23 protein-coding genes are annotated in these 24713 nt (G+C 38.1%); 9 read left to right on the plus strand and 14 right to left on the minus strand.

The features are described 5' to 3' along the window. Positions 1-7: 7 nt before the first annotated feature. The 7 genes from HYB91_RS12290 to HYB91_RS12320 all read right to left on the minus strand — a co-directional run bounded on the left by HYB91_RS12290 (position 8) and on the right by HYB91_RS12320 (position 7698). Positions 8-1567, minus strand: a complete 1560-nt coding sequence (locus HYB91_RS12290; RefSeq protein ID WP_002676406.1) for an FGGY-family carbohydrate kinase — start codon at positions 1565-1567, stop codon at positions 8-10. Then, on the minus strand, positions 1564-1920 hold the full coding sequence (locus HYB91_RS12295; RefSeq protein ID WP_002676405.1) for a DUF1667 domain-containing protein: 357 nt from the start codon (positions 1918-1920) through the stop codon (positions 1564-1566). The genes HYB91_RS12290 and HYB91_RS12295 overlap by 4 nt, the downstream gene beginning before the upstream one ends. Then, the gene (locus tag HYB91_RS12300; RefSeq protein WP_002676402.1) at positions 1910-3316 is read right to left on the minus strand and encodes an NAD(P)/FAD-dependent oxidoreductase; all 1407 of its coding nucleotides are present in this window, start codon (positions 3314-3316) and stop codon (positions 1910-1912) included. Before HYB91_RS12300 ends, HYB91_RS12295 begins: the two co-directional genes overlap by 11 nt. Further along, positions 3313-5064, minus strand: a complete 1752-nt coding sequence (locus HYB91_RS12305; protein WP_002676401.1) for an NAD(P)/FAD-dependent oxidoreductase — start codon at positions 5062-5064, stop codon at positions 3313-3315. Before HYB91_RS12305 ends, HYB91_RS12300 begins: the two co-directional genes overlap by 4 nt. Positions 5065-5120: 56 nt before the next feature. Then, positions 5121-5870: a FadR/GntR family transcriptional regulator gene (locus HYB91_RS12310; protein WP_002676400.1), complete on the minus strand. Its 750-nt coding sequence runs from the start codon at positions 5868-5870 to the stop codon at positions 5121-5123. A 156-nt stretch (positions 5871-6026) separates the two neighbouring features. Then, positions 6027-6314: a CC/Se motif family (seleno)protein gene (locus tag HYB91_RS13050; RefSeq protein ID WP_331470850.1), complete on the minus strand. Its 288-nt coding sequence runs from the start codon at positions 6312-6314 to the stop codon at positions 6027-6029. Positions 6315-6324: 10 nt separating this feature from the next. After that, positions 6325-7698 carry an L-cystine transporter gene (locus HYB91_RS12320; RefSeq protein WP_002666653.1) on the minus strand — a complete coding sequence of 458 codons (1374 nt, stop codon included), beginning with the start codon at positions 7696-7698 and terminating at the stop codon, positions 6325-6327. A gap of 296 nt (positions 7699-7994) precedes the next feature. Between HYB91_RS12320 and HYB91_RS12325 the strand changes: the two genes are divergently transcribed. Continuing rightward, positions 7995-9602: a bifunctional aspartate carbamoyltransferase catalytic subunit/aspartate carbamoyltransferase regulatory subunit gene (locus HYB91_RS12325; protein WP_002676399.1), complete on the plus strand. Its 1608-nt coding sequence runs from the start codon at positions 7995-7997 to the stop codon at positions 9600-9602. Here the strand turns inward: HYB91_RS12325 and HYB91_RS12330 are convergent. Both HYB91_RS12330 and HYB91_RS12335 read right to left on the minus strand, forming a co-directional pair. Further along, on the minus strand, positions 9599-12004 hold the full coding sequence (locus tag HYB91_RS12330; protein ID WP_002676398.1) for an EAL domain-containing protein: 2406 nt from the start codon (positions 12002-12004) through the stop codon (positions 9599-9601). The two genes, HYB91_RS12325 and HYB91_RS12330, sit on opposite strands and share 4 nt — an antisense overlap. A 175-nt stretch (positions 12005-12179) precedes the next feature. After that, positions 12180-12494: a helix-turn-helix domain-containing protein gene (locus HYB91_RS12335; protein ID WP_002673197.1), complete on the minus strand. Its 315-nt coding sequence runs from the start codon at positions 12492-12494 to the stop codon at positions 12180-12182. Positions 12495-12656: 162 nt separating this feature from the next. On the opposite strand from HYB91_RS12335, the gene HYB91_RS12340 reads away from it, so the two are divergent. The 5 genes from HYB91_RS12340 to HYB91_RS12360 are packed head-to-tail and all read left to right on the plus strand — an operon-like array spanning position 12657 to position 17768. Further along, the gene (locus tag HYB91_RS12340) at positions 12657-14303 is read left to right on the plus strand and encodes a hypothetical protein (protein ID WP_002673198.1); all 1647 of its coding nucleotides are present in this window, start codon (positions 12657-12659) and stop codon (positions 14301-14303) included. Further along, on the plus strand, positions 14263-15399 hold the full coding sequence (gene dgcA, locus HYB91_RS12345) for a diguanylate cyclase DgcA (protein WP_002676397.1): 1137 nt from the start codon (positions 14263-14265) through the stop codon (positions 15397-15399). Before HYB91_RS12340 ends, dgcA begins: the two co-directional genes overlap by 41 nt. A 21-nt stretch (positions 15400-15420) precedes the next feature. Then, complete coding sequence (locus HYB91_RS12350) at positions 15421-16050, plus strand: rhomboid family intramembrane serine protease (protein WP_002666681.1); 630 nt, start codon at positions 15421-15423, stop codon at positions 16048-16050. Between the two features lie 20 nt (positions 16051-16070). Beyond that, complete coding sequence (locus tag HYB91_RS12355; RefSeq protein WP_002666686.1) at positions 16071-16751, plus strand: hypothetical protein; 681 nt, start codon at positions 16071-16073, stop codon at positions 16749-16751. A gap of 3 nt (positions 16752-16754) precedes the next feature. Further along, positions 16755-17768, plus strand: a complete 1014-nt coding sequence (locus HYB91_RS12360) for a tRNA-dihydrouridine synthase family protein (RefSeq protein ID WP_002676396.1) — start codon at positions 16755-16757, stop codon at positions 17766-17768. Between the two features lie 40 nt (positions 17769-17808). Here the strand turns inward: HYB91_RS12360 and HYB91_RS12365 are convergent, their stop codons facing one another. Both HYB91_RS12365 and HYB91_RS12370 read right to left on the minus strand, forming a co-directional pair. Next, the gene (locus HYB91_RS12365; protein ID WP_002676395.1) at positions 17809-19374 is read right to left on the minus strand and encodes an LTA synthase family protein; all 1566 of its coding nucleotides are present in this window, start codon (positions 19372-19374) and stop codon (positions 17809-17811) included. Between the two features lie 22 nt (positions 19375-19396). After that, positions 19397-20596, minus strand: coding sequence for a coenzyme F420-0:L-glutamate ligase (locus tag HYB91_RS12370; RefSeq protein ID WP_002666702.1), 1200 nt, complete (start codon positions 20594-20596; stop codon positions 19397-19399). Between the two features lie 199 nt (positions 20597-20795). Here HYB91_RS12370 and fliS point away from each other — a divergent pair, with 199 nt between their 5' ends. Together fliS and HYB91_RS12380 are read left to right on the plus strand one after the other, a co-directional pair. Next, the gene (gene fliS / locus HYB91_RS12375) at positions 20796-21236 is read left to right on the plus strand and encodes a flagellar export chaperone FliS (protein WP_002666704.1); all 441 of its coding nucleotides are present in this window, start codon (positions 20796-20798) and stop codon (positions 21234-21236) included. Between the two features lie 10 nt (positions 21237-21246). Next, complete coding sequence (locus HYB91_RS12380; protein WP_002673209.1) at positions 21247-21720, plus strand: hypothetical protein; 474 nt, start codon at positions 21247-21249, stop codon at positions 21718-21720. Here the strand turns inward: HYB91_RS12380 and HYB91_RS12385 are convergent. From HYB91_RS12385 to HYB91_RS12395, 3 genes are read right to left on the minus strand one after another with little or no spacing between them, the layout of a single operon-like run. Further along, a complete protein-coding gene (locus tag HYB91_RS12385) occupies positions 21717-22631 on the minus strand; it encodes a tetratricopeptide repeat protein (RefSeq protein WP_002676393.1) in 915 nt (304 codons plus the stop codon). The genes HYB91_RS12380 and HYB91_RS12385 overlap by 4 nt on opposite strands. Positions 22632-22653: 22 nt before the next feature. Next, positions 22654-23535: a nickel/cobalt transporter gene (locus HYB91_RS12390; protein ID WP_002676392.1), complete on the minus strand. Its 882-nt coding sequence runs from the start codon at positions 23533-23535 to the stop codon at positions 22654-22656. Positions 23536-23542: 7 nt separating this feature from the next. Further along, positions 23543-24190, minus strand: a complete 648-nt coding sequence (locus HYB91_RS12395) for a DUF1007 family protein (protein ID WP_002676385.1) — start codon at positions 24188-24190, stop codon at positions 23543-23545. A 103-nt stretch (positions 24191-24293) separates the two neighbouring features. Here HYB91_RS12395 and HYB91_RS12400 point away from each other — a divergent pair, with 103 nt between their 5' ends. Then, positions 24294-24713: a metal-dependent transcriptional regulator gene (locus HYB91_RS12400; protein ID WP_002676384.1), complete on the plus strand. Its 420-nt coding sequence runs from the start codon at positions 24294-24296 to the stop codon at positions 24711-24713.

Here is a 24713-nt window from a genome sequence, read left to right on the forward strand (position 1 = left end):
CCTTATCTTACCCGTTCATCTTTTTTGTTTCGGGATAATTTGTTACTCTTTGTATATCCTTATAAATATCTTTTAGTGCAGGATATATTTTTTTATATACGCTGAAAAGGCCGTCATAAAGGGTGCGGTGTTCATGGTTCGGTGTAAATTCCTTTTCGTATAAGACCATTTCCTTTACGGCATCTTTGATTGAAGCATACTCCCCGATTCCTGCAGCGGTTATGATTGCGGCTCCTAGGGAAGAAGCTTCCGGCGTTTTTCCCCGTACAAGGGGACGGTTTAAAATGTCTGCGGTAATCTGGCAGATTGCATCGCTTTGAGAAGCCCCCCCTGAGGCTGCAACTTTTTCGCATCTTAAATTTCCTTTTGCTTCGATTAATTCCAAACCTTCACGCAAGGAATAGGCAAGGCCTTCGATTATAGCCCTGTATAAGTCTTCTCTTCCGTGAACATCGCCGAAGCCTATGATACTCCCCTTTGCATAGCGGTCAAAGATACTTGCTCCCCAGTAGGGCTGGAGCATGAGGCCCCTTCCGCCCGGAGGCGAGGCATGTAAAAGTTTATCCAAAATAACTTCAGGGATGATGCCCTTAGATTCGGCTGCCTTACATTCTTCCTTGCCCAGCTCTTCCTTAAACCAGCTTATCATCCAATAGCCTCGGAAGATTTCCAATTCCGAAAGCCATGTATCGGGGAGAATGCCGCAATAGGCAGGAAAGAGTTTTTTATATTCAAAGTATTTTTTTGAGCAGACTTCGATTGTGGCCGTTGTACCGAAACTTAAAGAGGCCATGGAAGAGTCTATTACGCCTGCCCCTATGGTCTCGCAAGCCTTGTCGCTTCCGCAGGCAACAAGAGGAATACCTTGCGGGAGTCCCAATTCTTTTGAAACTTCGTCCGTTAAAGTGCCGATTATTTTTCCGCTTTCTATAAGGCCATGCCTTTTTTCGTTTTCTAAGGGCATGAGAGTTTCTTCAATCGAATGTTTTTTTGCCCATGTTCTTTTTCGGTTTACAAAGGGAATGTAGCCTACCATCGAGGAGACTACATCGCAAGGCTTTCCTGTCAGCTTATAAATAAACCAACCCGAAAGAAAAAACATCTTCCATGTTTTATCCCATATTTCAGGCTCGTTTTCTCTAAACCAGTTTATCTTACAATTTGATTGAACCGTAACTATAGAATCATAAACTCCCGCAGCATGAAAAGCCGTGCGTATAAGACGGTTGGGATGATAGGGGCCTCTGGCTGTTCTGTTGTCGAGCCATACGATTGCGGGCCTCAGCACCTTTCCGTCTTTGCCGACAAGAACCGTTGTAGCCCTCATCGAAGAGATGCCCATTCCGGCAATATTTTCAAAGTGAAGAGGCTCTTTTTCTTTAAGACCGGCAAGGCCTTCTTTTAGAGCATTCCAGTAAACTTCTACATCTTGTTCGGCCCATGCAGGTTGAGGGCTTGTATGAGGCTTATACGGAATGCGGTTTGCCGCCAAGATATTCCCCTTTAAGTCAAAGAGCATTGTACGCAGACTTTGGGTTCCGCAATCGACCGTTAAGATGGTTTTCATAGGGAGCCTCCTGCTGCGATTAAATCTGCCCCGCTTTCGGCAAAGTTTTTTACGATTATGTCGCCGGGCATTTTTGGTGAGTCCGCTTTAAGCTTGCGGATAAGATGCATATATTCTGAAAAGTTTTTTAAGGGAACTTCTACGCTTGTTTTTACGGGGAGCCTCGGAAAGCCTTCTACCGAAGATGCTATCGTGCTTGTAAGAATTCTCATCGGGCAGACGGCTTCCGATTTTCCGTAGGAAAGGCCCTTGGGACATTTATTCCCGGAAACGCTGATGTTTCCATTTTCGATTTTTACGCTCAAGCGGCAGCCTCTGGGGCAGGCTGTGCAGATAAGGCTTTTAGTTTCCATTATCGACCTCCTTTTTTTCCGATGGAGTTTCGATGCCTTTTTGTGGAGATTCGCTTAAAACTATCTCAAGCTTTTCGGCTCCTCTTAATTTTTCGCAAGGCAGAATAAAGCGTTTCATTTCGGGAGGTTTAAGCTCCTCGTATTTCCGCTCAAAGACGGTTTTGCCGTCTGCTTTTAAGCTTAGGCTGGTGTTTTGCATTTCTTCTGCGGCTCTAAAATAAAAGATAATAGAGCCCTCTGCCTCAGTATCGATTTTTTGCGGAACAACATAGAGAATTTTTCCGATGATATTTAAAGGCAAAAGTTTTTTAGTCTTATTGCTTATTTTTAAAGGTAAAAGTTTTTCGGCCCCGGCACTAATCTTTAACGGCAAAAGTTTTTCAGACCCGGCCCTCATGTTTAAAGCAAAATCGGCGGCTGCTTCTCCTGCGATTTTTCCCGACTCGGAAACATAATCTACAAGGTCGTTTACATGCAAGGCATTTCCGCAAGAAAAAAGTCCCGCAGCTTCCGTGTGCATAAACTGGTCAACGATGGGCCCCTTTGTTCTTCCGTCTATAGGAACATTTAAGCTTGACAGTATATCGTTTTCGGGGATGAGGCCTACGCTTAAAATCAGGGTATCGCAGGGGATTCTTTTTTCGGTTCCTGCAATCGGCTTCATTTTTTTATCTACTTGGGCAATCTTTACAGCCTCGACTCTTTCCCTGCCCACAACCTCGGTAACCGTCGCGGATAGATGGAGGGGAATGCCGTAGTCATTAAGGCATTGCACGATATTTCGGCTGAGGCCTGAGGGGGTAGGCTTAATTTCGTATACCCCCTCTACATGAGCCCCTTCAAGAGTAAGGCGGCGGGCCATTATAAGGCCTATGTCTCCCGAACCTAAGATTACGCATTTTTCTCCGGGCATGAAGCCGTGCAGGTTTATGAGGGCTTGTGCCTGTCCTGCCGTAAAAATACCTGCGGGCCTTTCCCCGTGAATGTTTACCTGCCTGTCTGTTCTTTCGCGGCAGCCCATAGCTGCAACAAGACTCCTTGCCTTTAGCTCAAAAATTCCGTGTTCGGGATTTGTAAATTCCATGCAGAACAAATCATTTTCTTTTTTTAGCTTGGTTAAAAAGGTAAAAAGAAAAATATCTATATTTTCTTTTGCTTCTGCCATTTCTTTATAACGCCACGCATATTCGGGGCCGGTTAAGCGCTCTTTAAAACGGATTAGACCGAAGCCGTCATGAATGCACTGTTTTAAAATGCCGCCTATCTGCCCCTCTCTTTCGATAAGGGCAATTTTCAGTTTAGGATTTTTTTCTGAGGCAGCCAGAGCCGCGGCCATTCCTGCAGGGCCTCCGCCTATAACGATAACATCATAATCGGTAAATGCAAGTGGTTTCATTTTTCGCCTCCGCTAAAGGCTTCAAACTTTTCTATCGGCTGAACAATCTCGGAACCCTCACCCTTTTTTGTAAGCTTTTCTATCGGGATGCCTTTTTCTTCCGCAATAATTTTTAAAATATGGGGAGTACAAAAGCCTCCGTGACATCTGCCGGCTCCGGCTCTTACTCTTCTTTTAACGGAATCAAGGGTAAATACGTTTAGGGGATTGTTTACCGCATACCTTATTTCGCCTTCGCTGACCTGTTCGCAGCGGCAGATGATTTTTCCGTATTGGGGATTTTTTTCGATTAGTGCCTTCCTTTCATTAGTTTCCATTTCGGAAACGGGCTTCATAGCCTTTCGGACGGGTGAAAAAGTTTCTTTTAAACTTACATCTATTTTTTTCTTTAAAATTGAAACGGAAATCTTTACGATGTCCTCCGCAATGGCCGGAGCGGAAGCAAAGCCCGGGGACTGAATCCCTGCAGCGTGTACCAAGTTATCGACCCGCTCTGAAGCTTCAACGATAAAATCTTCTTCCCATGTGCAGGCCCTTGTTCCGCTGTAGTAGGTTATTATGTCTGAAGGCGAAACCTTTGAATTAAGCTTTAAGTGTTTTTTTATTTCTTCAAGGGCTTCGGGTTTTGTAGAAAAGTCCTCCCTATCCATAACTTCTACTGCATTAGGGCCTATTAAAAGATTGCCTTCAACACAGGGCATGATGCCGCCTCCCTTTGAGTGCCCCTTGCGCAGTCTTAAAAGATTCGGCATGGCGGAGCATGTTTTTTGTAAACCCTTTAGACTCTTATCGAGAATAGCATCCGTTCCCTTGCGTGCATGTATCGAAAAAAATCTGTCGCCGGCAAGGCCTGCAACCTTATCGGCCCAAACCCCGGCAGCATTTATAAGAAGTTTTGTTCGGCAAGTGCCGCGGTTGGTTATAAGTTCGGTAATAGTGTTGCCTTCTTTTTTGATGCCGATAAGGGCAGTGTTAAAAAAGAATTCGACTCCGTTTTCGCAAGCGTTTTCTGCATAGCAAATAGTAACCTTCATGGGCGAAGCGACTCCCGCCGAAGGAAGCCAAAAGCCGCCGTAGTTTTTATCGGTCATAAATGGGTCTGTTTTTTTTACTGCTTCTCGGGAGCGGTAGCCGTAATCTCCGTCCACCCCGTTGAGGCGACATCTTTTTTTCATGATGGGAACCAGTAATTTTAAAATAGGATGGTGAAAAAGAAAAAAACTTCCGCAGCGGTTTATTTCAAAGCCCAGCTCTTCTGAAACCTTTGTGTACATCCTGTTTCCGCGAGTGTTAAGCTTTCCCTTTATTTTTTTAGGATTATCTGCAAAGCCCGGATGAATCATTCCGTCATTGTGTCCCGAAGCCTGCATCGCAACATCGCTTTCTTTTTCAAAGAGGGCTATTTTTAAATCGTAGCGGGATAGTTCGCGGGCGATAGAACAGCCTATTACTCCTCCGCCTATAATTACCGCATCAAAGTTCCTGTCCTCTAAAAGAGAATCCTGGATTTTGGGTAAACGCATAGGTTCTTCTCCACGGCCGTTTATAGTTAAATCGTTTACAACTCCCTTAAACCCGCAGCGGGCAGCCGCATAACCTGCTTCCATTCTTTCTTCCATTGAAGAAACATCGCCTTCTAAAATAACGGATTTTACATCGAGGGAAATTTTAACCTTTTCGCTGAGATTAAGCCGCTTTAATTTTTTTTGTAGAAGTGAGAGCTTCTTTTTAAAATCCTCTTTTTGCATAATTTTATTCGTGCGGAGAGTTTAATACCCCGACGCTTGCGTCGTAACGAAGGGTATTAAAGCCGCCTGCAACCTCCCCTCATACTGTTATCGAGCTCCGCATCTCTGTATGTTTCGGGCTGAGTTAATTTTATCATTACTTTTATGGAGTTTTCTTCATCCGCCTCGATGAGGGCATTAAAGAAAAGTTGTTTGTATTCAGGGATTCTATCTGCATAGGAGATATTTTCGCATAAAAATTGTTTAAATTGGTATTTATAAATTTCTTTTGCCGTTTCAAGGCTGAGTAGAAAAATAGGACTGTCCGATAAATCTATTAAGGTACGATAAAATTCAAAGTCTTCAATTGCCGAGGTTTCAATATCTTCAGATCGGGAAAAGTGTATTTTATTTTTTAAAGGAAGAAAAAAATGGTAGCGCTCTTTTACCGATAATTTTGAAATTCGATTTATAAGTTTTTTTATAATGTGAGTTAAAATAAGCTGCCTAAATTCGACCAGCCCGGCTTCAATCTTTTCGGGTTCCGATATCTGTTTGTTCCGATAAAGCTCGGTTAAAAGCCTCATCGATATGGAGGAACTAAGGTCGTTTACAATGCATCCGTGACGCGGACGCATTGTTATGAGCCCCTTGGATTGAAGAATCAGCAGAGCTTCATGCACTACGGGTCTTGATACGTCAAAACGATCTGCAAGCTCTCTTTCAGGAAGAAGATATTCTCCGACTAAAAATCGGCCGGTTAAAATTTCATCCTGAATAAGCGATGCAATTTTTTCTTTTTTTAAACTCTGTTCCTCCGATTTCATAACATACTCCCGATACTTGAGCTGTGGTCTTACCACCAACATATTAACATAGAGGCTGAAATTTGTCAAGTTTTATTTGCTAAATCTTAGAAAAATAAAAAAGCGGCAGAGACCGCAAGATCTTTCTGCCGCTTTAATTAGTTCTCGGTAAATTCTTTAAAAGACGATACCTTCGACGATTAGTTTTTCGGAAAATAATACCTTCTTGTATTTTACAAAAAGAGTATCGTTTGATGCGTTGATTTTATTTTTTACATAAACATCAATATCTCCCGACTTTACCAATTTGAATTCTTCCTTATCTTTTTTGGGCTCTACCGGTGACACGACCGGCTGGGGTTCTCCCACGCCTCAGGAAGCGCAGCCTATAAGGTCAATAGTTATGGCCTTAGAATTAATTTTTTTTAAATAATCCAAAACTTTGTCATCAATATTTATTGTCATAAATCACTCCTTATTCAACAATAATTTCTTTTCTGTTATAGATAGATTCATCCAATTCACCTGTTCTTTTTGCTGCAATTACGCCTGAAAGAAGAGAATCGCTTACGTTTAAGGCTGTTCGGCCCATGTCGATAAGGGGTTCAATAGCAACAAGAAGACCTGCAAGAGTTATCGGAAGTCCCATTGAGGATAGAACTATGATTGCGGCAAATGTTGCTCCGCCTCCTACACCAACGATTCCGAAACTGCCCAAGGCTGTAATTACGATAAGCTTTACAAGGAAGACAGGAGCCAGTGGATTGATTCCTAAAGTGGGTGCAATCATAACAGCCAACATCGCAGGATAAATTCCTGCACAACCGTTTTGTCCGATACTTGTACCCAAACTTCCTGCAAGGTTAGCGATACCTTCCGGAACTCCTAAGTTGTTTACTTGGTTTGAAACGGTAAGAGGAAGAGCTCCTGCGGAAGACCTTGATGTAAATGCAAACATGAGGTTTGAAACACTTTTCTTAAAGAAGGTTATGGGGTTTAATCCTGCCGTAAGCAAGTATAATCCGTGTACAACAAACATTATGATAATTGCAATATAGCTTGCTCCTATAAATCCGATAAGCCTTAAAATTTCAGAGAAATTTGAGGTTGAGGTGATATTAATCATAAGAGCTAAAACTCCGTAAGGCGTAATGCGGAGAACCATTCGGACAAGCCTCATTACTACATCGGAGCAAGAATTAAGCCATTTAATAAATACGTCTGCACTGTCGGGATTGCTTCGTTTTAAGAATAAGGCTGCGAAGCCAAGCATTGCCGAGAAGAAAACCGTAGCCAAGGTTGCATTTGAGCCTTGACCTGAAAATGCGTAGAAGGGATTGGTCGGGATAATTTCAAGAATTTGCTGCTGAATCGGTTTTGCCTCAAAGTCATGAAGTCTGCCTTCCATTGCCTTTCCTCTTGCAATTTCACTTTCACCGGCTGTAAGATTTTCTGCCGATAGGCCGAACGCAGAAGTTGTAAGAGCTCCCACAAGTGCTGCTATTGCAACAGTTATTACAAGAACAGCTAAAATCCTTCCTGCTGCTTTTCCGATATTTTGTTTTTGTGTAGCAATTGATTTTGTAATGCTTACAATGATTAGAGGATAAACAATCATTCTAAGCAATCTTACATAACCGCTTCCTACTAAAGTAATCCAGCTCATAGCCTTTTTTATCAGAGCTGAATCTTTAACTGTAAGCTGTAGTATTGCACCAAAGATTATGCCTACAACAAGAGCTGTAACTACACGTACATTAAAGCTCATATTAAGTTTTTTCATGTATCTAATTCCATACATGAGTAACAACGCTGCGGCTACAATGCCGCATACCCAAATTATATCCATCTAAGACTCCTAATATAGTGGTATTTTATAATGCGCAGCGAGTTTATCATAATACAAGATTTTTTACTAGATGGGGTAAAATAAAACTCAATAAAAAAAAGTCTATTGACAGTTTTTTTATTTTTTGATAGAATCCCTTCCAATATGTACGGTTGAGTCCGTATCTTCATGGAGGGGCCAAGATGATTTATTCCTTAATTACTAGAAGCTGCAAATTTTGCCACCCTCGTTTATTTTGATAACATCGGTTTTGCCGATGTTTTTTTTTGCATTTTTGTTTTTAACAGGAGTTTAAAATGGAAAACAAATTTATGGGGCGTTCATTGACGGTTATCGATGACTTATCGATCGATGAAAGAAAATACCTTTTTGACAAGACAAAGCGCTTAAAAAAAGCCATTCAAGAAGATGATCAAAGGGTTATGGGTGAATTTAGAATTAACGACAAAGATTTCGGTATTTATGAGGTTTTTTTGGAACCCAGTACCCGCACAAAGGAATCATTTAGGAATGCAGCCAAATTTCATCAAGTAAAATTAAGCGATTTAGCCGCTGAATCTTCCTCTTTTAACAAGGGAGAAAGCTATGCCGACACCTTTAATACTCTTGCAGGTTATCAAAACAGCATTTTTATTGTACGCAGCAAGGTAGAGGGGGTATGCCGCTGGCTTGAAGATGAGGCTCAAGCCTTTTATCAAAGAAATAACTTAAAAAGAAAGCCTGCCTTTATAAACGCCGGAGACGGAAAGCATGAGCATCCCACTCAGGAGCTGCTTGACGAATTTACCTTTATCGAAGATAATAACTGGTCATTCGATAAGATTCACATAGCCTTAGTAGGCGACTTGTACCACGGAAGAACTGTACACTCAAAGGCTGACGGTCTTAAAATCTTTAAGTCCGTAAAGGTTGACCTTATAGCTCCTGCCGAACTTGCTATGCCTGAATATTACAAGGTCAGGATGCAGGAAAACGGCTTTACCGTAAGGGAATTTTCTTCGATAGAGGAATATCTGAGACAACCCGATGTCGCTCTTATTTGGTACTTTACCCGTCCCCAGCTTGAAAGAATGGGCGAGCAGGTTTTAAAAAAGCAAGACGAGCTCCGCCGCTCCATAACTTTCCGAAAAGAATTTATCGAAAAACTTCCCAAAAATACCCGTTTTTATCATCCTCTCCCAAGACATCGTGTACATCCGACTATTCCTACTTTTTTGGATGCAACCCCTCTTAACGGCTGGGAAAGACAGTCCATAAACGGAATGTACGTCAGAATGGTACTTCTTTCGATGATAGCAGGTAAAATAGGCGATGACTATAAGGGTCCTGAATCTAAATCTTGTGAACGTGCCGCAGATGAAGACTACATAGTCGAAGTTCCCATAAGCAATTCCAAAGAAAGCAAGGTTGAAACCTTTTCCGAAGGTGTACGTCCCATACAAAACGGAATAGTTATTGACCATATTTGCCGAGGAGAGAAGCCTTCAGTAATCAGGCATCACATGTCCAAGATTATAAACGTTATGGGACTTGAAGAAGGCAAGGGCGGCGAATGGGTGTCAACTTCTACAAAAGATAAGGGAACCTTTAAAGGTATAATTTTCCGACCGGGAGAGTATAAGTTTTCGAGGGCAGACTTAAAGAGGCTGTCTGCCGTTGCTTCGAGCTGTACCCTCAACCTAATAAAAGACGGAAAAATTCAAGCAAAGTACAGGACGCACCTTCCGCCCCGAATTTACAACTTTGAAGACTTGATTTGCAAGAACGAGGCCTGCATTTCACATCCGGCACAATCGGAAGGTGTCCCTGCAATTTTCTACCGCACTATCGACAATAGATATACCTGCCAATATTGCGGAACAATACATACCTTTAAAGAAATATGGGGCGAAAAAAAGAACTAAAATCTATATCCGTTCCTATCGTTTTGAAGCTTTATAGCTTCTGCGATAGGAATAGGCTTTTGAAAAGCATACCCCTGTCCGTAATCGACACCTATATCTTTTAAGATTGAAACTATTTTCTCGCTTTCCGCATATTCGCCTATTGTGTAAAGACCTAAATGGTGGCACATATCTCTCATGGTCTTAACCATAGAAAAATCTATATAGTCTTTATCTATGGACTTTATAAAAGACCCGTCAATTTTTACGTAATCTATGGGAAGAGTCTTTAAATAAGGGAAAGAAGAAAAGCCTTTTCCAAAATCGTCCAATGAAAAAGAGAAGCCTTGTTTTCTCAATTCGGTAACAAATGTTGATGTCGCTTCCAAGTTTCTTACTGCACAACTTTCCGTTATTTCAAAGCAGAAGTTATGAGCCGGTACATTTAATGTTTTACGGCTTTCAGCTATGAATTTTACAAGGTCATTTGAGAAAAACGAGTCTGCCGAAATATTAATTGAAAATATTGCATCTTCATTTAAATCCCCTTTACTTGTAGCTTCTGCAAAAAAGGCAAAAGCATTTCTTATAACCCACTTATCTACTTCATATATGAGATTATATCTTTCGGCTATAGGAATAAAGACATCGGGCATAATAATATGATCATCATTAGTTTTAAGTCTTATTAAAATTTCATACTTAGGATGGTGAAGCAAATCATTTAGAGGCATAATTGCCTGTGCATATAAAACGAACTTATTTTCTTTAAGAGCTTTTTGGATTGTGTTTAACCAAAATGAAATATTTCCTCTGGAGAAGCCTGCTATTCCTGAAGACAATAAAAGTTCGTAACATCCTCCGCCTTTTCTAAAGGCTATAGAGCAAGCATCATATGCATTCGATATTATTTCTTGAGAGCTCTGGGGTATTTTAGGAATATTTACAATGCCGACACTTATGGAAATAGTCAATTTTTTTTCGTTCCAAGTAAAGTGTTCACTATTTATTTTATCGATAAGGGTTTGTGTAAACCGGCATACTTCTTCCTCGTTTCCGAAATAAAAGATTGAAAATTCGTCACCTATGACATGCATAAAAGAGTCTTCAGGAATATTAAATGATTTTATATGAGCTAAAATCATAGAATATATGTGCTGTATTAGGGCATTTCCTGCATAATATCCCCAAAGTTGATTTATAGTTTTAAATTTATCTATATCCAAATATAAGAGATAGACCTCTTCATCGGCATTCATGTTGATAATTATGTTATCTATTTTTTGAGTCAGAGTGGTTGAATTTAGGGTAAAATTTGCGCCATCCTGAAGATTCGATTTTGCATTTTTCACTACGGAATTAAAACTCTTTGCAATTCTTGCAAGTTCGTGATTTTGCCTATCTAAAAAATCGAACTTAATAAGCTCATTGTTTTTTGCAGCTTTTTCCAGTCTGTTTGTAATAGTTTCTATGGGTGAAGCTACTTTTTTTGCTATTAGGAAAGATAGGATACTTACGAAGACAATAAAGATACATGCAAATAATATTGCTCTGAATTTTAGACCGTTTATAGGACGATAAAAATCCGATGCAGGTATTGTAAAACCGACCGTCCAGCCAGTAGTTTCTGACCTTGCAAAGTAAAAGAACCTTTCAACTCCGTCATAATCTTTTACTATGGGTAAGCTTCTGTTATAGCCGTCATCGATTTTTAATTTGGCTATATATTCTATAAAATCTATACCGCCTTCAATATTGTAAATCTCCGTAAAATTATCAAGATTGAATTGATATTTTTCATTAGGATGAGATAATATGCGGTAATCTTTCCCTATTAAAAAAGCATAACCCCCGTCTTCATTTTTAAATTTTTCTATAAGGGATAAAAGTTCCTTTATTCTTATTTCGCCTAAAAAGACTCCATCAACTCCGCTTTTTGTAGTAAATTGTTTTACAATGGAAAACGCTATTGAGTCAGGGCGGGAGCTTATGCTGTGATACGGATTGGTTATGATTGTTTCTTTGGTGCTTTTTGCTTCAATGTACCAAGGCCTTTTTCGAGAGTCATAAAAAGCCGGAGGAACCCAATTTTGACCGTTTGCAAAAAGTCCTGTTTCGTAAAATACAGCATAATCGGTTTCAGGGTTGAGTCTATTCAAGTTTGCCAAAAAATCGGTACATTTTTCATAATCGGTAATGTCCATATAAATCAGAGTATCTATGGTTTGCTCTATAACAGTTTTTTTTTCAATAAGCCATTCGTCTATCTCTTGGGCTATAAGCTTAGCCTTTAATTTATTCTTATTGTTGAGATTTGTTGAAAAAATATTTGCCGCATAAAAAAAGTTTAAAAATACTGAAATAATTATAAGAGCACTAAATACTATTGCATTTGAGAGAACAATTTTCTGCTTTAATCTCATGCCTCCCTCCTTCAACCGGATGCTAAAATTTATGCATAAATCTATATAATTGATTTAAAATAGATATGCTGTATTGTTCTTGCTGAAATATAACTAAATTTCAAACTAAAAGTTACTTGTTTTTCTTTATTATCTTTACAAAGTAAAATTGTTGATATTTATCTAAAGACTCATCTTAAAAACAATTGGAGGTGTATTTTTTTAATAACTTATTCAAATCTTTTATAAGCTCATCATGGCGCCCTGCTATTATCGTTAAGTCTTCTTGGCTGATATCATCTGTAAGAAATAGTTCATAAGGAGTGGTATTGAGTGCATCTGTTATTTTTGATAAGGTTGCGGCGGACACCCATTTTTGTTTGTTTTCGATTGCATTAATAAATGCAATTGACACATCAGCCCTTAGAGCCAATTCCATCTGAGAGATTTCCAATTTATGCCGAATTCTTCTTATATTTTTAGCTAAAATAGATTCATAATCATAACTCATAATTAATAATACCTCCAAAATTTGATGACAGCAAAGAGCTAATGGTGTAATAAAATATTCTATCAGTTGAAGATCTGAATCTTAACTAATGGATAATTTAAACTTTGTAGAAGAATTAGATAGCTATCTTGAAAATAAGAGTAATTTTTGATAATATAGAAAGTGTTAATTTTATCCAATTTAATTCAGCATATAAAGGAATTCTTCTACTCCTTGTTTTACTTGAGTGAAGAAGAGATAAGCTCCCAAAATGCCCTGCGCAATATTGTTCAAGAACTAAAGCGGTGTAAGTACCCCGTATATCGTAATGATAATACCGTTTTAGCCGGCTTACCGATAATTATCTATGAGATTTATAGGATAAGCTTGCCCCTTAAACATATTTTACAAGAGACCATCTGTTCCAATGATATCAGGCTTTCAGCTTTATTTTTAGATAAGCTGGTAGAGTCTTCATTTTCGGATAATCAAAAAATTCTAAAGGAGAATCTGTCTTTTAGCAGCCGGATGGAAAAGATTTCGGATTTGATGAGGGAGGATTTTGACCAAAAACTTAAGGACCAGACAAACGAATTCGATGAACTTATATTTTCCTTGACCGATCCTGTCTTTAAACCTGTAGATGTTAAAATAAACAAACTGTTTGCATTTTTTGATTTTTGCAGTTTTCAATTTAATACTTTTTTTGCTTATTTTGATCCCGGTTTTAATACGATTGTAAATACGGACTCTGTGAGAGATCATTATAACTTTGAAAATGTAGACGGGATGATTGTTCTTCAAGAGATTCTTGATTTGGATTATCTTATTCGGAATATATCTATAGATGAACAGCTGGTGGATGGAATCTTGTTTTTAAATTCCGTCCTTCCACAAGATAAGCAGCTTGATGAGGTTTATATAAAAAAGAATTTAAAGAATTTTTTCTCAAAGCTTGAAAATAGTCTGGGTAAGGATACGCTAAAAAATATTGCGAAATTGATTAAAAAGGATCCTAAGTTTGAAGATAAAACAAAGGCGCCACGTGTTTTTTCGGAAATAGAAGAGTACAAAGCGCGCTTTACTACGAATTTTAGTGCAGATACAAAAAAAATACTTAAACTAAGGCAGGATGTCCAAATGTCATCGCTTATCAGCGGTTTATTTGGAGATATTGAAATCCTCAAGCTGGATGTCTATAACGAAGACTTGAACAGCAAAATTCAAGCTTTAACCGGCCTTTCATTAGATTGGATAAAACCCTTGGAAATTTTAAAAACATATACAAAAAATTTCTTTCAGCCTTCGATAGAGCCTTTTTTGAGGGAGCTTTTAGTAGAAGGTCTTTTTGAAGATAAAAAAATGAAGTCCGACTTTGCGGCAAATTATTATTATTGCTCGGCTGTTGCAGACAAAATAGATGAACTGGAAAAAGTAATGTATGGTAAGAATGAGTCTTCAGTAGAACTTATAAGAGGTTATTTAACAAGAATTGAGGCCGGCGGTGATTTTGAAAGACCTTTATCAAAAATTATCGACGAGATTAACCTTCGTGCAAAGAAATTTTTGGAAGATTCCGGCAAGCACTATTTGGACCTTCTTAAATTTTGTAAGTTAATAATAAAGGATACGTATCGACCGGTACCCGAAAATGTGCATAATATAACGACAATGATAAATTCCACAAAAAATAAAGAAAGATTCGCTGTTTTTGCAAATGGAATGGAGAATTTTGAAAAAATGATCGAACTTTTAAAAAGATATGTTGTTATCGATATATCGGAGCTAAATGAAAAGGCTGGTAAAAATTATGAAAACAACTCCAAATGAAAAATTATTAAAAAAGGCATTGCACTCATGCAATAATAAAAAATATGCCGATAAAATTCTTCATCAGGAAAAAGAAATATTTGATTTAAAACAACTGCTGCAAATTTCAAAAAGTTTAAATTCTGTTTTGGAATTTGACCGTCTTATTGAAGCAATATTATATATAGTTATGGCTCAGCTAAAAACCCTCGGAGCCGCAATTTTTACAAAAAAATCCTTTGATGATAACCTTTTTGTATTAAATAGGGACCATTACGGTTTTGATATAATCCGCGATGCTCAATATTCTATAAATGTAGATCATCCGCTTATAAATTTTTTGGATAAATCCGATTCGGGATGCACTCCCGATGAGATAAGTAAGAACATAAAAACGGATAAGATAGTAAAAGACTTATTCAGTCTTAGCCCTTCTTTTTTTGTACCCCTAAAAGCAAAAAATAGGATGATAGGTTTTTTGCTTTTAGGTGAAAAAATGGAAAGTTCCCATCAATTTACGGATTATGAAAAAAACATTATAGAAAACATAGCTTCCTTAGCTGCTATAGCCATAAACAATTCTCAGCTTTTAGAAATGACTACAACCGACATAATGACTCACCTAAAACTAAAGCATTATTTTTTTACTCTGTTGATGGAGCATTTGTATACTATAAATTCTTCAGGCGAAAAAAAAGAAACTCTTTCAATTTTGATGATTGATATAGACTTTTTTAAGAATATAAACGATACCTATGGTCATGCTGCCGGAGATATTGTTTTAGAAGAGGTTGCAAAAATTATAAAATCATGTACAAGGAATGCAGATACGGCTGCAAGGTATGGCGGAGAAGAATTTGTAGTAATGCTTAACAATACTTCGGCTAGCGCTGCTATGGCTGTAGCCGAAAGAATAAAAAAATCCGTAGAAGAGAAGTCCATTATGTACGACGGTAAAAAAATTAATGTAACTATTTCCATAGGGGTATCAAGTTATAACTTTGATCTTGAGTCGGCAAAGTCTATAGTTGAAAGAGCTGACAAGGCCCTATACGAATCCAAGCAAAACGGACGGAATCGTGTAACATTATCCAAAAATAACTTGCCTAAAGCTTAATAATTTTCGATATTTTATAGTATGAAGTATTTAAGAAAACCTTTTAAATATACATATAAGAATGCCGTACTTATCATAGCCCTGATAAATGCCGGTGTTTTTGTTTTTACAAGTCTTTTTAGAAATTTAAGTGCATATTTAGGCCTTGTACCTATTCTTGTAGTGGAAGCACAAACTTATTGGCAGTTTTTCACTTATCAATTTGTCCATGGGGACTTTTTTCATTTGGCATTTAATATGCTTGCCTTATTCTTTTTCGGCGTTCCCGTAGAACGCAAGATTGGAACAAAGGAATTTATACTTTATTATCTTTTGATAGGGACAATTGGTGGGATCTTGAGCTTTTTGGTATATGCTGCAACAGGCTTTTATACTATTACCCTTATAGGTGCATCAGGAGCAATTTTTGGAGTTTTACTTTTATATGCAGTGCTTTATCCCAATTCTGTGATCTACATTTGGGGTGTGATTCCCGTGCCGGCCCCTCTTTTGATTTTAGGTTATGCCGTAATCGAGTTAATAAGCATTTTTTCCATAGGTGACGGAGTAGCTCATTTGACGCATTTTATAGGACTCATTGCAGGCTGGGTATATATAAGAATCCGTTTCGGAATAAAACCGCTTAAAGTCTGGAATTCAACGGGGCGGTAAAACTGTCCGATAATTAGGCTATGAGAAAGTTCATTGCGGTCCTTCTGTTTTTTATAAGTTTTTACCTATATGCGGATACCTATTCCGGATCTTCCGATAGCGATGCTTTGATTGTAAGAGCTCCTGTGTGGGTATTTGTAGAAGAAGCACCCAAAGGAATCGATGATGAGAATAAGGCTAAATTTACTCCGCCTAAGGAGGCTTTGCTTGAGCTTTCAGCCTATATTTTATCAGGCATGACCTACGGTTTAAACTTTGTATATACTCCTTTAGACAAAAAACGTAATGTAGAGGAGTACTTTGAGCTTGAGCCTGTTTTTAAACCAAGTACCGAAAATATAAAAATTACGGATGTAAGGGTTAAATATCCTTATTGCTATTCTTGGGCCGAATACGGTATCCCCGAATCCTATGCAGGGCATTTTAAACTTTGGACAAAAAATGCTCATAAGACGATAAAGGGAAGGGGAAAGGGAGACCGATTTGATGAGCTTGAAGGGGTCTATGCCGCTTATACTGAGGCGGTAAAAAATGCTGTTCGGGAGTATGCGAGAACCTTTTTAAAAAATAAACCCAAGGAAATTCGAGGGGCCGTTTTGATAAAATCTCCTCCCCGCCTTTTTGTAGAATCGGGCTTTTTTAAGGCGGAGCTTGAACTTTATATCCAAATAGATGAAATCATAAAATATACGGTTTTTTAACTTATGAAATTGATATCGGCACCCATGGCTGCAATAACTCATTCCGCTTTTAGAAGGCTTACAGCCTGCTTTAAGGAACCTGACGAGTATTTTTCGGAAATGATACATGCTCCCTCGGCTATTTCAGGCGGGGGTTTTGAAAAATGGTATTTTAGATCAAATCCGTCTCCTGAAAAACTTGTTTGGCAGATTACAAGCCCTGATGAAAAGTCCGCTGCTGCTTGTGTTCCTCTTTTGCTTCAATACGGAGGTTTCGGCATCGACCTAAATATGGGCTGCTGTGCTCCGCAGATTGTAAACACCGGAGCCGGTTTTGCATGGATGAAAAAGCCGCTTTCAGAGACGGCCTCATTGGTAAGCAAAGTCAAAAAAGCCGTCCTCTTGTATGATGAGCAAAAGGCCGGGCCGCAAACGGAGCCTATCCGCCTTAGTGTAAAACTGCGCTTAGGCGAAGAAGAAAACTATGATAGGCTTTTATCCTTTTGTAAGATGCTTGTTTCGGAAGGCGTAAACCTAATTACCCTCCACCCCCGTACCCAAAAGCAAAAATACTCACGCCCCTGTAAGCATGAGTACACAGCCCGCCTTGCCTCCGATTTGCCGATTCCGGTCTACGGTAACGGAGATATAAATTCCCTTGAAACCTTAGAAAAAATCGCCTCAAAATATCCGTGTTCCGGCTGGATGATAGGAAGGTCTGCCGTGCAAAAGCCTTGGATTTTTTATGAACTTTCAAAAGGTATTTTAAAAAACGGAACAGCCGAAGATAAGGACGAAAAAATCGAAATAGATTTATTAAAAACGGCGGAACTCTTTTTAAGTTTTTTAAGGGAAGAACAGCCTCAAGAGTTTTACCTTACAAGGGCTCAAAGGTTTTTTGCTTTTTTTTGCGATAATTTCAGCTTTGCCCACCACATAAAAAGCAAGGTTCTAAATTGCAAAAATCTTGAAGATATGCTTCACAGTTTAAGTGACTATTTTGAAGAAGTACCCGAAGACAGGTTGATAAATGTTTAGTTCTTTTGATGTGAACATTCTAATAATACATATTCATAATTCAGTGTTTTTTCATCAGTTTTTCTTCATAAAAGATTGAAGGCTTTTCAATTTCGGAGTTAAGCTTCTTTAAGCCTTTTTCTTCAAGAAGAGTTTTTTCGCCCGAAAAAAGAGAGCGGCCGAGGCCTAAGCCCTTTGCATTGAATTCGATACCCATACTTTCTACGACTGTGGGAAAAAGGTCAAAGGTTGTAAACAGCCTATTTTTGTTCTTATCCGTGGTCTTTGCAGAATTTATAAAAGCATTGTAGGGGTGCCTATCTTGTAACTTTACGGTCGGCAGGTATAAATCTCCGCCCATGTACAAGTGATCTCCCAAAATGACTATTGTGGTATTTTCATAAAAGTCTTGAGTTTTAGCCCATTCTACAAAATCATAGGCTTTTTTTGATGCCCCGGCGTATACGTTGTGTATTTTTTCAAAATAAATGTTGGGGCATTTTTCATCGGCATAACCGTGGGGAGAGTGTGTATCGGCAGTAAAGAAAATATAGGCAAAAGGTTTATCTTCTTTTGAAAGCTTTGTAAGGTCTTCCCGTGCAAATTGATAGAGCTTTTCGTCTTCAAAACCCCACCATACACTGTAGCCTTGAGGAATTCTTCCGTTTTCAACAAAATAAGAATAATCCTGAATTTTAAAATTTTTATGACCGGTCAAAAAGTTTCCCAAACAGCCGAAATCTTTGTCTCCTGCCATACTGAACACCAGATTGTAACCGTTATCATATAAAAGGTCTCCAAGTCCGTAACCTCCTTCCATAAACCTATCGATTTTTATTGAGGCGGTACTCAGAGATGAAATTTTTAAAGAAGACGAATCAAAAGAAGGAAGATTTAAAATTAACGGGACTCCCATGTTGAGGGAAGTAAGGGATGCTATGGAATGTGATGTTCCCATAACTTGGGTCCCTCCGCCCAGCTTTTCACAGTGGCTGAATGAGAGGTTTTGTTCGGCTATCCCGCGTAATTCGGGAATAAGATCGTAACGGGATAAGCCTCCGAATTCTTTTGATGTAGCAGTTATTTCCATCGATTCAAGGTAGAGGATTATAAGGTTTCGCTTTTTTTGAGGAAAATGAAATTCTACCTTTGAAGGGTCTATATAGTTAGTTTCATAAAGGTCCGTTGGGGGGCTTAATTTATAATAAATATATTGAATGTACCCGAATTTATATTGGCTGTAGCCTAAAAAAATACAAATGTAAATTAAAATATAAAGGCGGGGCCTTCTTATCAAAACAGGGAAGATGCGGTAAGTCTTTCCTTTCTTTGTTTTTAAAACAAGTTTTACTTCTTTTAGGATTAAAACAAGATTTATCAATGATAGGATTATCGGAATTACAAGGGCTTTTAGATAAAAACTTAAAAGGATCTCACTGCTTGTACCGTCAATGGGCGTTACGGCAGTAAAGATAAGCTGATCTATCTGGGCATGAGGGAAAACTCCCAAAAGCCAAATTATTAACATTATAAGAAAAGAATATAAAAGTACGAAGAGGCTGCCTAAAAAAGCCAGCTTTTTCTTTTCTTTTTTATTTGTGAATTCAATTTTTTCCCGTATAAACATAGCACATCTTCAAGTTAAAAAATTATCCCGTATATTTGTCGAAATATCCCTGTATAAATATTATAGGGGTTCCCTTGTCTCCGCTTCCCGATGTAAGGTCTGAAAGTGAACCGATTAGGTCGATAAGCCGCCGCGGGGTCGTTCCCTGAGACTCCATAGAGTCTATATGGGAGGCGGTTTCTTTTTGATGTTTTTCGATATATTCTGCGATTTTTTTCTTTTGCTCTTCTTCGCTAAGGCCTTTGAAGTTGTTGTCTGCCAAATACTTTAACTTTACCTCATTGGGTTTGCCTTCGAGTCCCTTTGTATAAGCAGGCGAAACAACCGGATCGGCAAGCTCCCAAATTTTCCCTATCGGGTCCTTAAAGGCTCCGTCTCCGTAAACCATAACCTCGATGGTTTTTCCTGTTTTTTCTTTTATTATAGCCTGTATCTTATCGACAATAACTTGTGCATTATGGGGAAAGAGTTTTACTCTATCTTCCCCGGACTTATTGGAACCAAGAAGTCCGTAATCCGAATTAAAGCCGCTTCCATTTACCGGACTGCTTAAAATATCGTCGAGGCCTAAAACGGTCTTTGCACCGGCCTTTTTTAAAAGTTTTTTTGTTCTATTCCGCGTATGAATATCGCAGGCTAAAACCGAATCGGTGTATTCTATTATTTTTTTCGGATCATTGGACAGGATTACAAAGGATTCGGGATTATGTTTTTTGATTATCGAATCATAATATTCTATATAATCCATTCCCGTGAATTTATGCTTGTGGTCTCCGAATTTGCTTCTAAATTCTTCTCTTGTAAAGGAATTTGTCCATGGGTTTACATCGGAGTCTTCAAAAACGTCCGGGTCAATCAGATGGTTGCCTACCTCATCACTGGGATAGCTTAACATAATGATGAGTTTGTTTTTTGAGCGGGCTATGCCTTCCAAACAAACCGAAAAACGGTTCCGGCTTAAAATCGGAAAAATTAGGCCTATACATGAGTTTCCGAATTTTGCCTTTATGTCGGCTGCTATATCGTCGGCTGTTGCATAGTTCCCCTGTGCACGGGCAACTATGGACTCAGTAACGGAAAGAATATCTCTGTCTTTTATTGTAAAGTTCTCAGCTTTTGCGGCATTTAAAAGAGTTTCGGCTGCAATGGAGGCTATGTCATCCCCCTCGCGGATTATCGGAGCAATTAAGCCTCGCGATATAGTTCCTACAAATTTCTTCATTTTGAACCTCAGAAAAGTATTATAGGTTCTTTTTTTTTGTTTGTCAATAAGTTTTAAGTAAGGCTCTTTTATGTAACTTTTTGTATTTTAATCTGTATTTTAAGGTAAATGGTAAATTGAAATAAAGGCTTTTTCTAAAGCCCTTATTTTAAATACCGATAAATTTAGGAGATACCTATTTTTATTTTTGGAGGGGGGTATGAGTTATAATAGTCAGGCTGCAGCAGCTTACAAAGAAACAAGTGTTAAAACGGCAAGTCCGGGTTCTCTTATTCTTATGCTTTATACTGAGGGGATAAAAGAAATAAATCTGGCAATTTCAAAGATGCGTGTGCCTAAGATTCCTGCAAAGGATATAGAAGCCATCAATAATCACATAATTAAGGCTCAAGAGATTATAACGGAGCTTATGGCAGCCTTAGATATGGATATAGGCGGAGAAATAGCTGCAAATCTTCTTTCAATTTATTCATATTTTAATCAACAGCTTTTAACTGCAAATCTAAAAAAAGACTATAAACCCTTGTTGGATGTAAGCTCTATGATGCAGGAATTATATGACGTATGGAAGCAAATTCTTGAATCTCAGCCCGTACCTCAAAGGTCTGAGGTTTCCGTAGGCGTAAACATAGCCGGATAAGGAGATTCTTATGAAGCAAGTATTAAGCCGACAAGAAATCGATCAGAGGGTGGCTGTTCTCAAGAGGTTTAAAGCCCTTTTACAAGAACAAAGAAAAAAATTCAGCGACTATCTTGTTGTTCTTGAAACGCAGGAACGCAGTATTCATGAGGAAAATATAGATGCTCTTGTGCATCACACGGAGTTGGAGCAGTCTATAATAGGGGATATTTTTACAATTCAAAAGGTAATAGATCCGATAGAAGAAATGTACCGTTTAGGTATGCCCGATAAGGACGATACCGAGGTTGTAAGGCTTAAATCCGATCTTAACAAACTTCAATCCCAAGTAATTGATCAAAATCAAAAAAATAGAGAGCTTTTGCAGTCCAGAATGGCCGATTTACGCCAAGAGATGATATCTATAAAGCCGGACTATCGATACTCCAAACAAGCTCTTTCAAAGCAAGAAGTTTCTGCAAGTTTGGTGGATATCAGCATTTAATTTTTAGCTTTTAAATATTCAATATCTTCTTTTATTGTTTTAGCTCTAAAGGAATTAGGAGCTTTTTTTAAGGCTGCTTCAAGATATCCCAGTATCGTTTTTATTGGAGCATTCGGCAGTCGGGAATAAAATGAAGCTATATTGCACAAGGTAAGCTGCTCTTCTTCGGGGCTTAAAAAACCTGTTTCTAAAATCTTTTTTAATTCTGCTATTATTTCCGTATATTTTTGCTGTTTAAATAAGGGTTCGATGTTTAGGCTGGTTCTGGCAAGTATAAATGAGCCTACTAAGCCGCTTTCATTTGAAGGATCGCTTGCTATGCCCTCATCAAAAAGAGGCCGGTATTTTTCTGAATCGACAAGATAAATTTTATCAAAAAATGCGTTTATAGCTTTTATTTTTTCGGGGCCGTTTACCTCATTGATGTTTTTTCGTAAATTTTCTACGGTTAGCCTCTTTTCCTTTAGTTTATTCAAATGGTCTAAAAATGAAGAAGGGGTATTAATCTGCTCGGGAATCAGATCAGAATGGTAGACGTCTCCATGTTCATTAATCAAGCAAAGATAGGGTACTTGAGTAATATTATAATCGGAAAAAAGAATATAGTTTTTTTCCAATTGGACCGAATCAGCCGAGCCGGCTTCTTTTACTATATCTATATTATAAAAAATAAAATCCTTATTTATCTTTGAAAATAAGCTGTCCGTAAAAACATTTTCCAATAAGTTTTTACTTTGCGGATCCGTATCGGAGGCGCTAAAAAACATGAGGCCTTGCTTTTTTGATAAGGCTATGTCCTTTTCGATAGTTGAACCGTCTGTTTTCCAATTCTTTTGTATGCTTGAACAGCTTGTAAGAAACAGAATAAAAAATACAAACAGGCAAATTTTCATAAAGTTTATAGATTTCATATTAACTCCCGCAAAACAAATTCTATTTTAGCATTCTAAACAAACTTAGAATAAAAGGCAAGGCCGTTTTTACCGAAATGTAAAGTAAAAAGCCGTAAGCTGCAATTTGGAGGATAGAACCTATCAGGGCTATAATCCTTTCTTTTCCCTTTAATTTGTAAAAAAGCCCCGTTCTTCCGGCCCAAGCCAAATATCCCGAAGCTATTATCGGAATACTCATGCCTACGGACATAGCTATTACTGCAAAGATTCCTAAGGCTAAGAGATTTAGGCTTACGGCTAAGACCAAAACAAGCATTGCTGCAGGGCAAGGATAAATACCGCTTAATAAGATTGCTCCAAGTTTAAGCTTTTTATGGTTTGAATCTTTTTTTGTATTTATATCCTTTACCGCATCGATTATTCCGTAAAGGGATAAAATTATTAAGATTAAAAAAGAAGCTCCCTCCATATATATCATTGCATCATTTGAGCGTGAGAGGATGGCTCCGGAAAGGCCCTTGAAAATCATCATTAGGACTATGGCTGCTCCTCCATGCATTCCTGCCAAAGCAAGGCCTGTAAAAAGAGGTTCTAAGCGTTTTGATTCTTTTGTAAGGTAAAAAGAGAAGATAATGGTTTTACGGTGTCCCGGACCTGCCGCATGTACCAAGCCGTATAAAAATGAAAGGGCCAGAATGGACAATAAAACAGCAAAATTTTTATTTTCCTTCCAAGCGTTTATATAGTCTCCCAGCTTTTGGTTTAAAATACGCTGTCCCTTTAAAATATTTTCTGAAGGCTGTCCCTGATATACGGGTGTGGGTGAATTTTTTTTCCCCGTAAAGGGATTTGCAGACAGTTTTGCAGATAGCAAGGCGAGATTAAGAATAAAAAGAATGACAAAAATACCTTTTTTTTTCATAAGCGTTTTAAAACCTGATTCTTACCTCTTTTGGATAATAGGTATTAAGGCCGGGTGCCCACTTATAATATATTCTATTATCATCCATCGCTCCCAGAGGGTCATAGTAAACGGGATAGTTTTTATTTTCGATAATGGAGTATGAGGGGCTTATTAGACTCTTGTCATATATGAATTTTGCGGCCGTATTTTCAGGATAGGTAATATCGCAAAAGAAAGTATAATCGTAACAGGCTAAAAAGATTTCCTGACCCTTAAACCCGCTTAAATCTATAAAAAAGCGGTAACTTACAATCCCCTTATTTTGCCAAACGGAAAAGGAAGCCTTTTCAATATGTTCGGGACTTGTACGCTTTTCTCCCTGCCTTATAAATGTAAAATAGTAATAATTTTCAGTATAACTAAAAGCATTTTCGTATACATCAGCTGTTTCCGCTGCACTAAATATACCGTCTCCGTTTAAGTCATAACCGCTTATAATATCCGCACTAAAAAATCTATCAAAGGTCCATGTAACATAGGCTCCTTTTAAGGTTTTCCCTGCAAAAATGACTTCAAGAGAGCTGGTAAACCACATATGAGGGTGAGAAAAGGATTGAAAATTTATCAAAACTAAAAAGGTAAATAACAGTATATTTTTTTTTGATCTTAACATATTTCTATCTTGCCGCCGGAACATAAAGTTAGAACAAATATTCTTTTGATATGATACAAAAAAGTTCTTGTTTTGTCAAAGGAAATAGTGTATAATATGAAATATGAATAAACGAATACATGTAACAGGAACTATTACTTCCTCAAAAGAAGATTATCTCGAGCGGATTTACGACTTATCTTTGATTGATGAGCAGGTAAGATCAATTGATGTTGCAAGGGCATTGAATGTTTCTCGGGCAAGTGTTAATAAATCGCTTGGAGGACTAAAAGAGGACGGATATATTGAACAAGAACCTTATGGAACAATAACCTTAACAAAAAAAGGCAGAGCCATAGCAAAAGATGTCCGTACCAGACACAATGCGCTTAGAACTTTTTTAACTCAAGTTCTTAAAGTAGATTACGAAGTTGCGGATGTTGATGCCTGTGAAATGGAACATGCAATAAGCAAGCATACCGCAGATAAGCTTTATGCCTATTTAAAAAAACTTGGTATAACGGAAGATGATGCTGGCAAATAG

Source organism: Treponema sp. B152, assembly GCF_024181665.1.
GTDB classification, from domain to species: Bacteria; Spirochaetota; Spirochaetia; order Treponematales; family Treponemataceae; genus Treponema_B; species Treponema_B denticola.

Coding starts and splice junctions, on each gene's coding strand:
- HYB91_RS12320 (WP_002666653.1), bottom strand. CDS start 7,698: ATGGATATAATTTGGGTATGCGGCATTGTAGCCGCAGCGTTGTTACTC.
- HYB91_RS12325 (WP_002676399.1), top strand. CDS start 7,995: ATGGAAAACAAATTTATGGGGCGTTCATTGACGGTTATCGATGACTTA.
- HYB91_RS12290 (WP_002676406.1), bottom strand. CDS start 1,567: ATGAAAACCATCTTAACGGTCGATTGCGGAACCCAAAGTCTGCGTACA.
- HYB91_RS12400 (WP_002676384.1), top strand. CDS start 24,294: ATGAATAAACGAATACATGTAACAGGAACTATTACTTCCTCAAAAGAA.
- HYB91_RS12330 (WP_002676398.1), bottom strand. CDS start 12,004: ATGAGATTAAAGCAGAAAATTGTTCTCTCAAATGCAATAGTATTTAGT.
- HYB91_RS12300 (WP_002676402.1), bottom strand. CDS start 3,316: ATGAAACCACTTGCATTTACCGATTATGATGTTATCGTTATAGGCGGA.
- HYB91_RS12305 (WP_002676401.1), bottom strand. CDS start 5,064: ATGCAAAAAGAGGATTTTAAAAAGAAGCTCTCACTTCTACAAAAAAAA.
- dgcA (WP_002676397.1), top strand. CDS start 14,263: ATGAAAAGGCTGGTAAAAATTATGAAAACAACTCCAAATGAAAAATTA.
- HYB91_RS12310 (WP_002676400.1), bottom strand. CDS start 5,870: ATGAAATCGGAGGAACAGAGTTTAAAAAAAGAAAAAATTGCATCGCTT.
- HYB91_RS12380 (WP_002673209.1), top strand. CDS start 21,247: ATGAAGCAAGTATTAAGCCGACAAGAAATCGATCAGAGGGTGGCTGTT.
- HYB91_RS12350 (WP_002666681.1), top strand. CDS start 15,421: ATGAAGTATTTAAGAAAACCTTTTAAATATACATATAAGAATGCCGTA.
- HYB91_RS12395 (WP_002676385.1), bottom strand. CDS start 24,190: ATGTTAAGATCAAAAAAAAATATACTGTTATTTACCTTTTTAGTTTTG.
- HYB91_RS12295 (WP_002676405.1), bottom strand. CDS start 1,920: ATGGAAACTAAAAGCCTTATCTGCACAGCCTGCCCCAGAGGCTGCCGC.
- fliS (WP_002666704.1), top strand. CDS start 20,796: ATGAGTTATAATAGTCAGGCTGCAGCAGCTTACAAAGAAACAAGTGTT.
- HYB91_RS12390 (WP_002676392.1), bottom strand. CDS start 23,535: ATGAAAAAAAAAGGTATTTTTGTCATTCTTTTTATTCTTAATCTCGCC.
- HYB91_RS12385 (WP_002676393.1), bottom strand. CDS start 22,631: ATGAAATCTATAAACTTTATGAAAATTTGCCTGTTTGTATTTTTTATT.
- HYB91_RS12370 (WP_002666702.1), bottom strand. CDS start 20,596: ATGAAGAAATTTGTAGGAACTATATCGCGAGGCTTAATTGCTCCGATA.
- HYB91_RS12360 (WP_002676396.1), top strand. CDS start 16,755: ATGAAATTGATATCGGCACCCATGGCTGCAATAACTCATTCCGCTTTT.
- HYB91_RS12365 (WP_002676395.1), bottom strand. CDS start 19,374: ATGTTTATACGGGAAAAAATTGAATTCACAAATAAAAAAGAAAAGAAA.
- HYB91_RS12335 (WP_002673197.1), bottom strand. CDS start 12,494: ATGAGTTATGATTATGAATCTATTTTAGCTAAAAATATAAGAAGAATT.
- HYB91_RS12355 (WP_002666686.1), top strand. CDS start 16,071: ATGAGAAAGTTCATTGCGGTCCTTCTGTTTTTTATAAGTTTTTACCTA.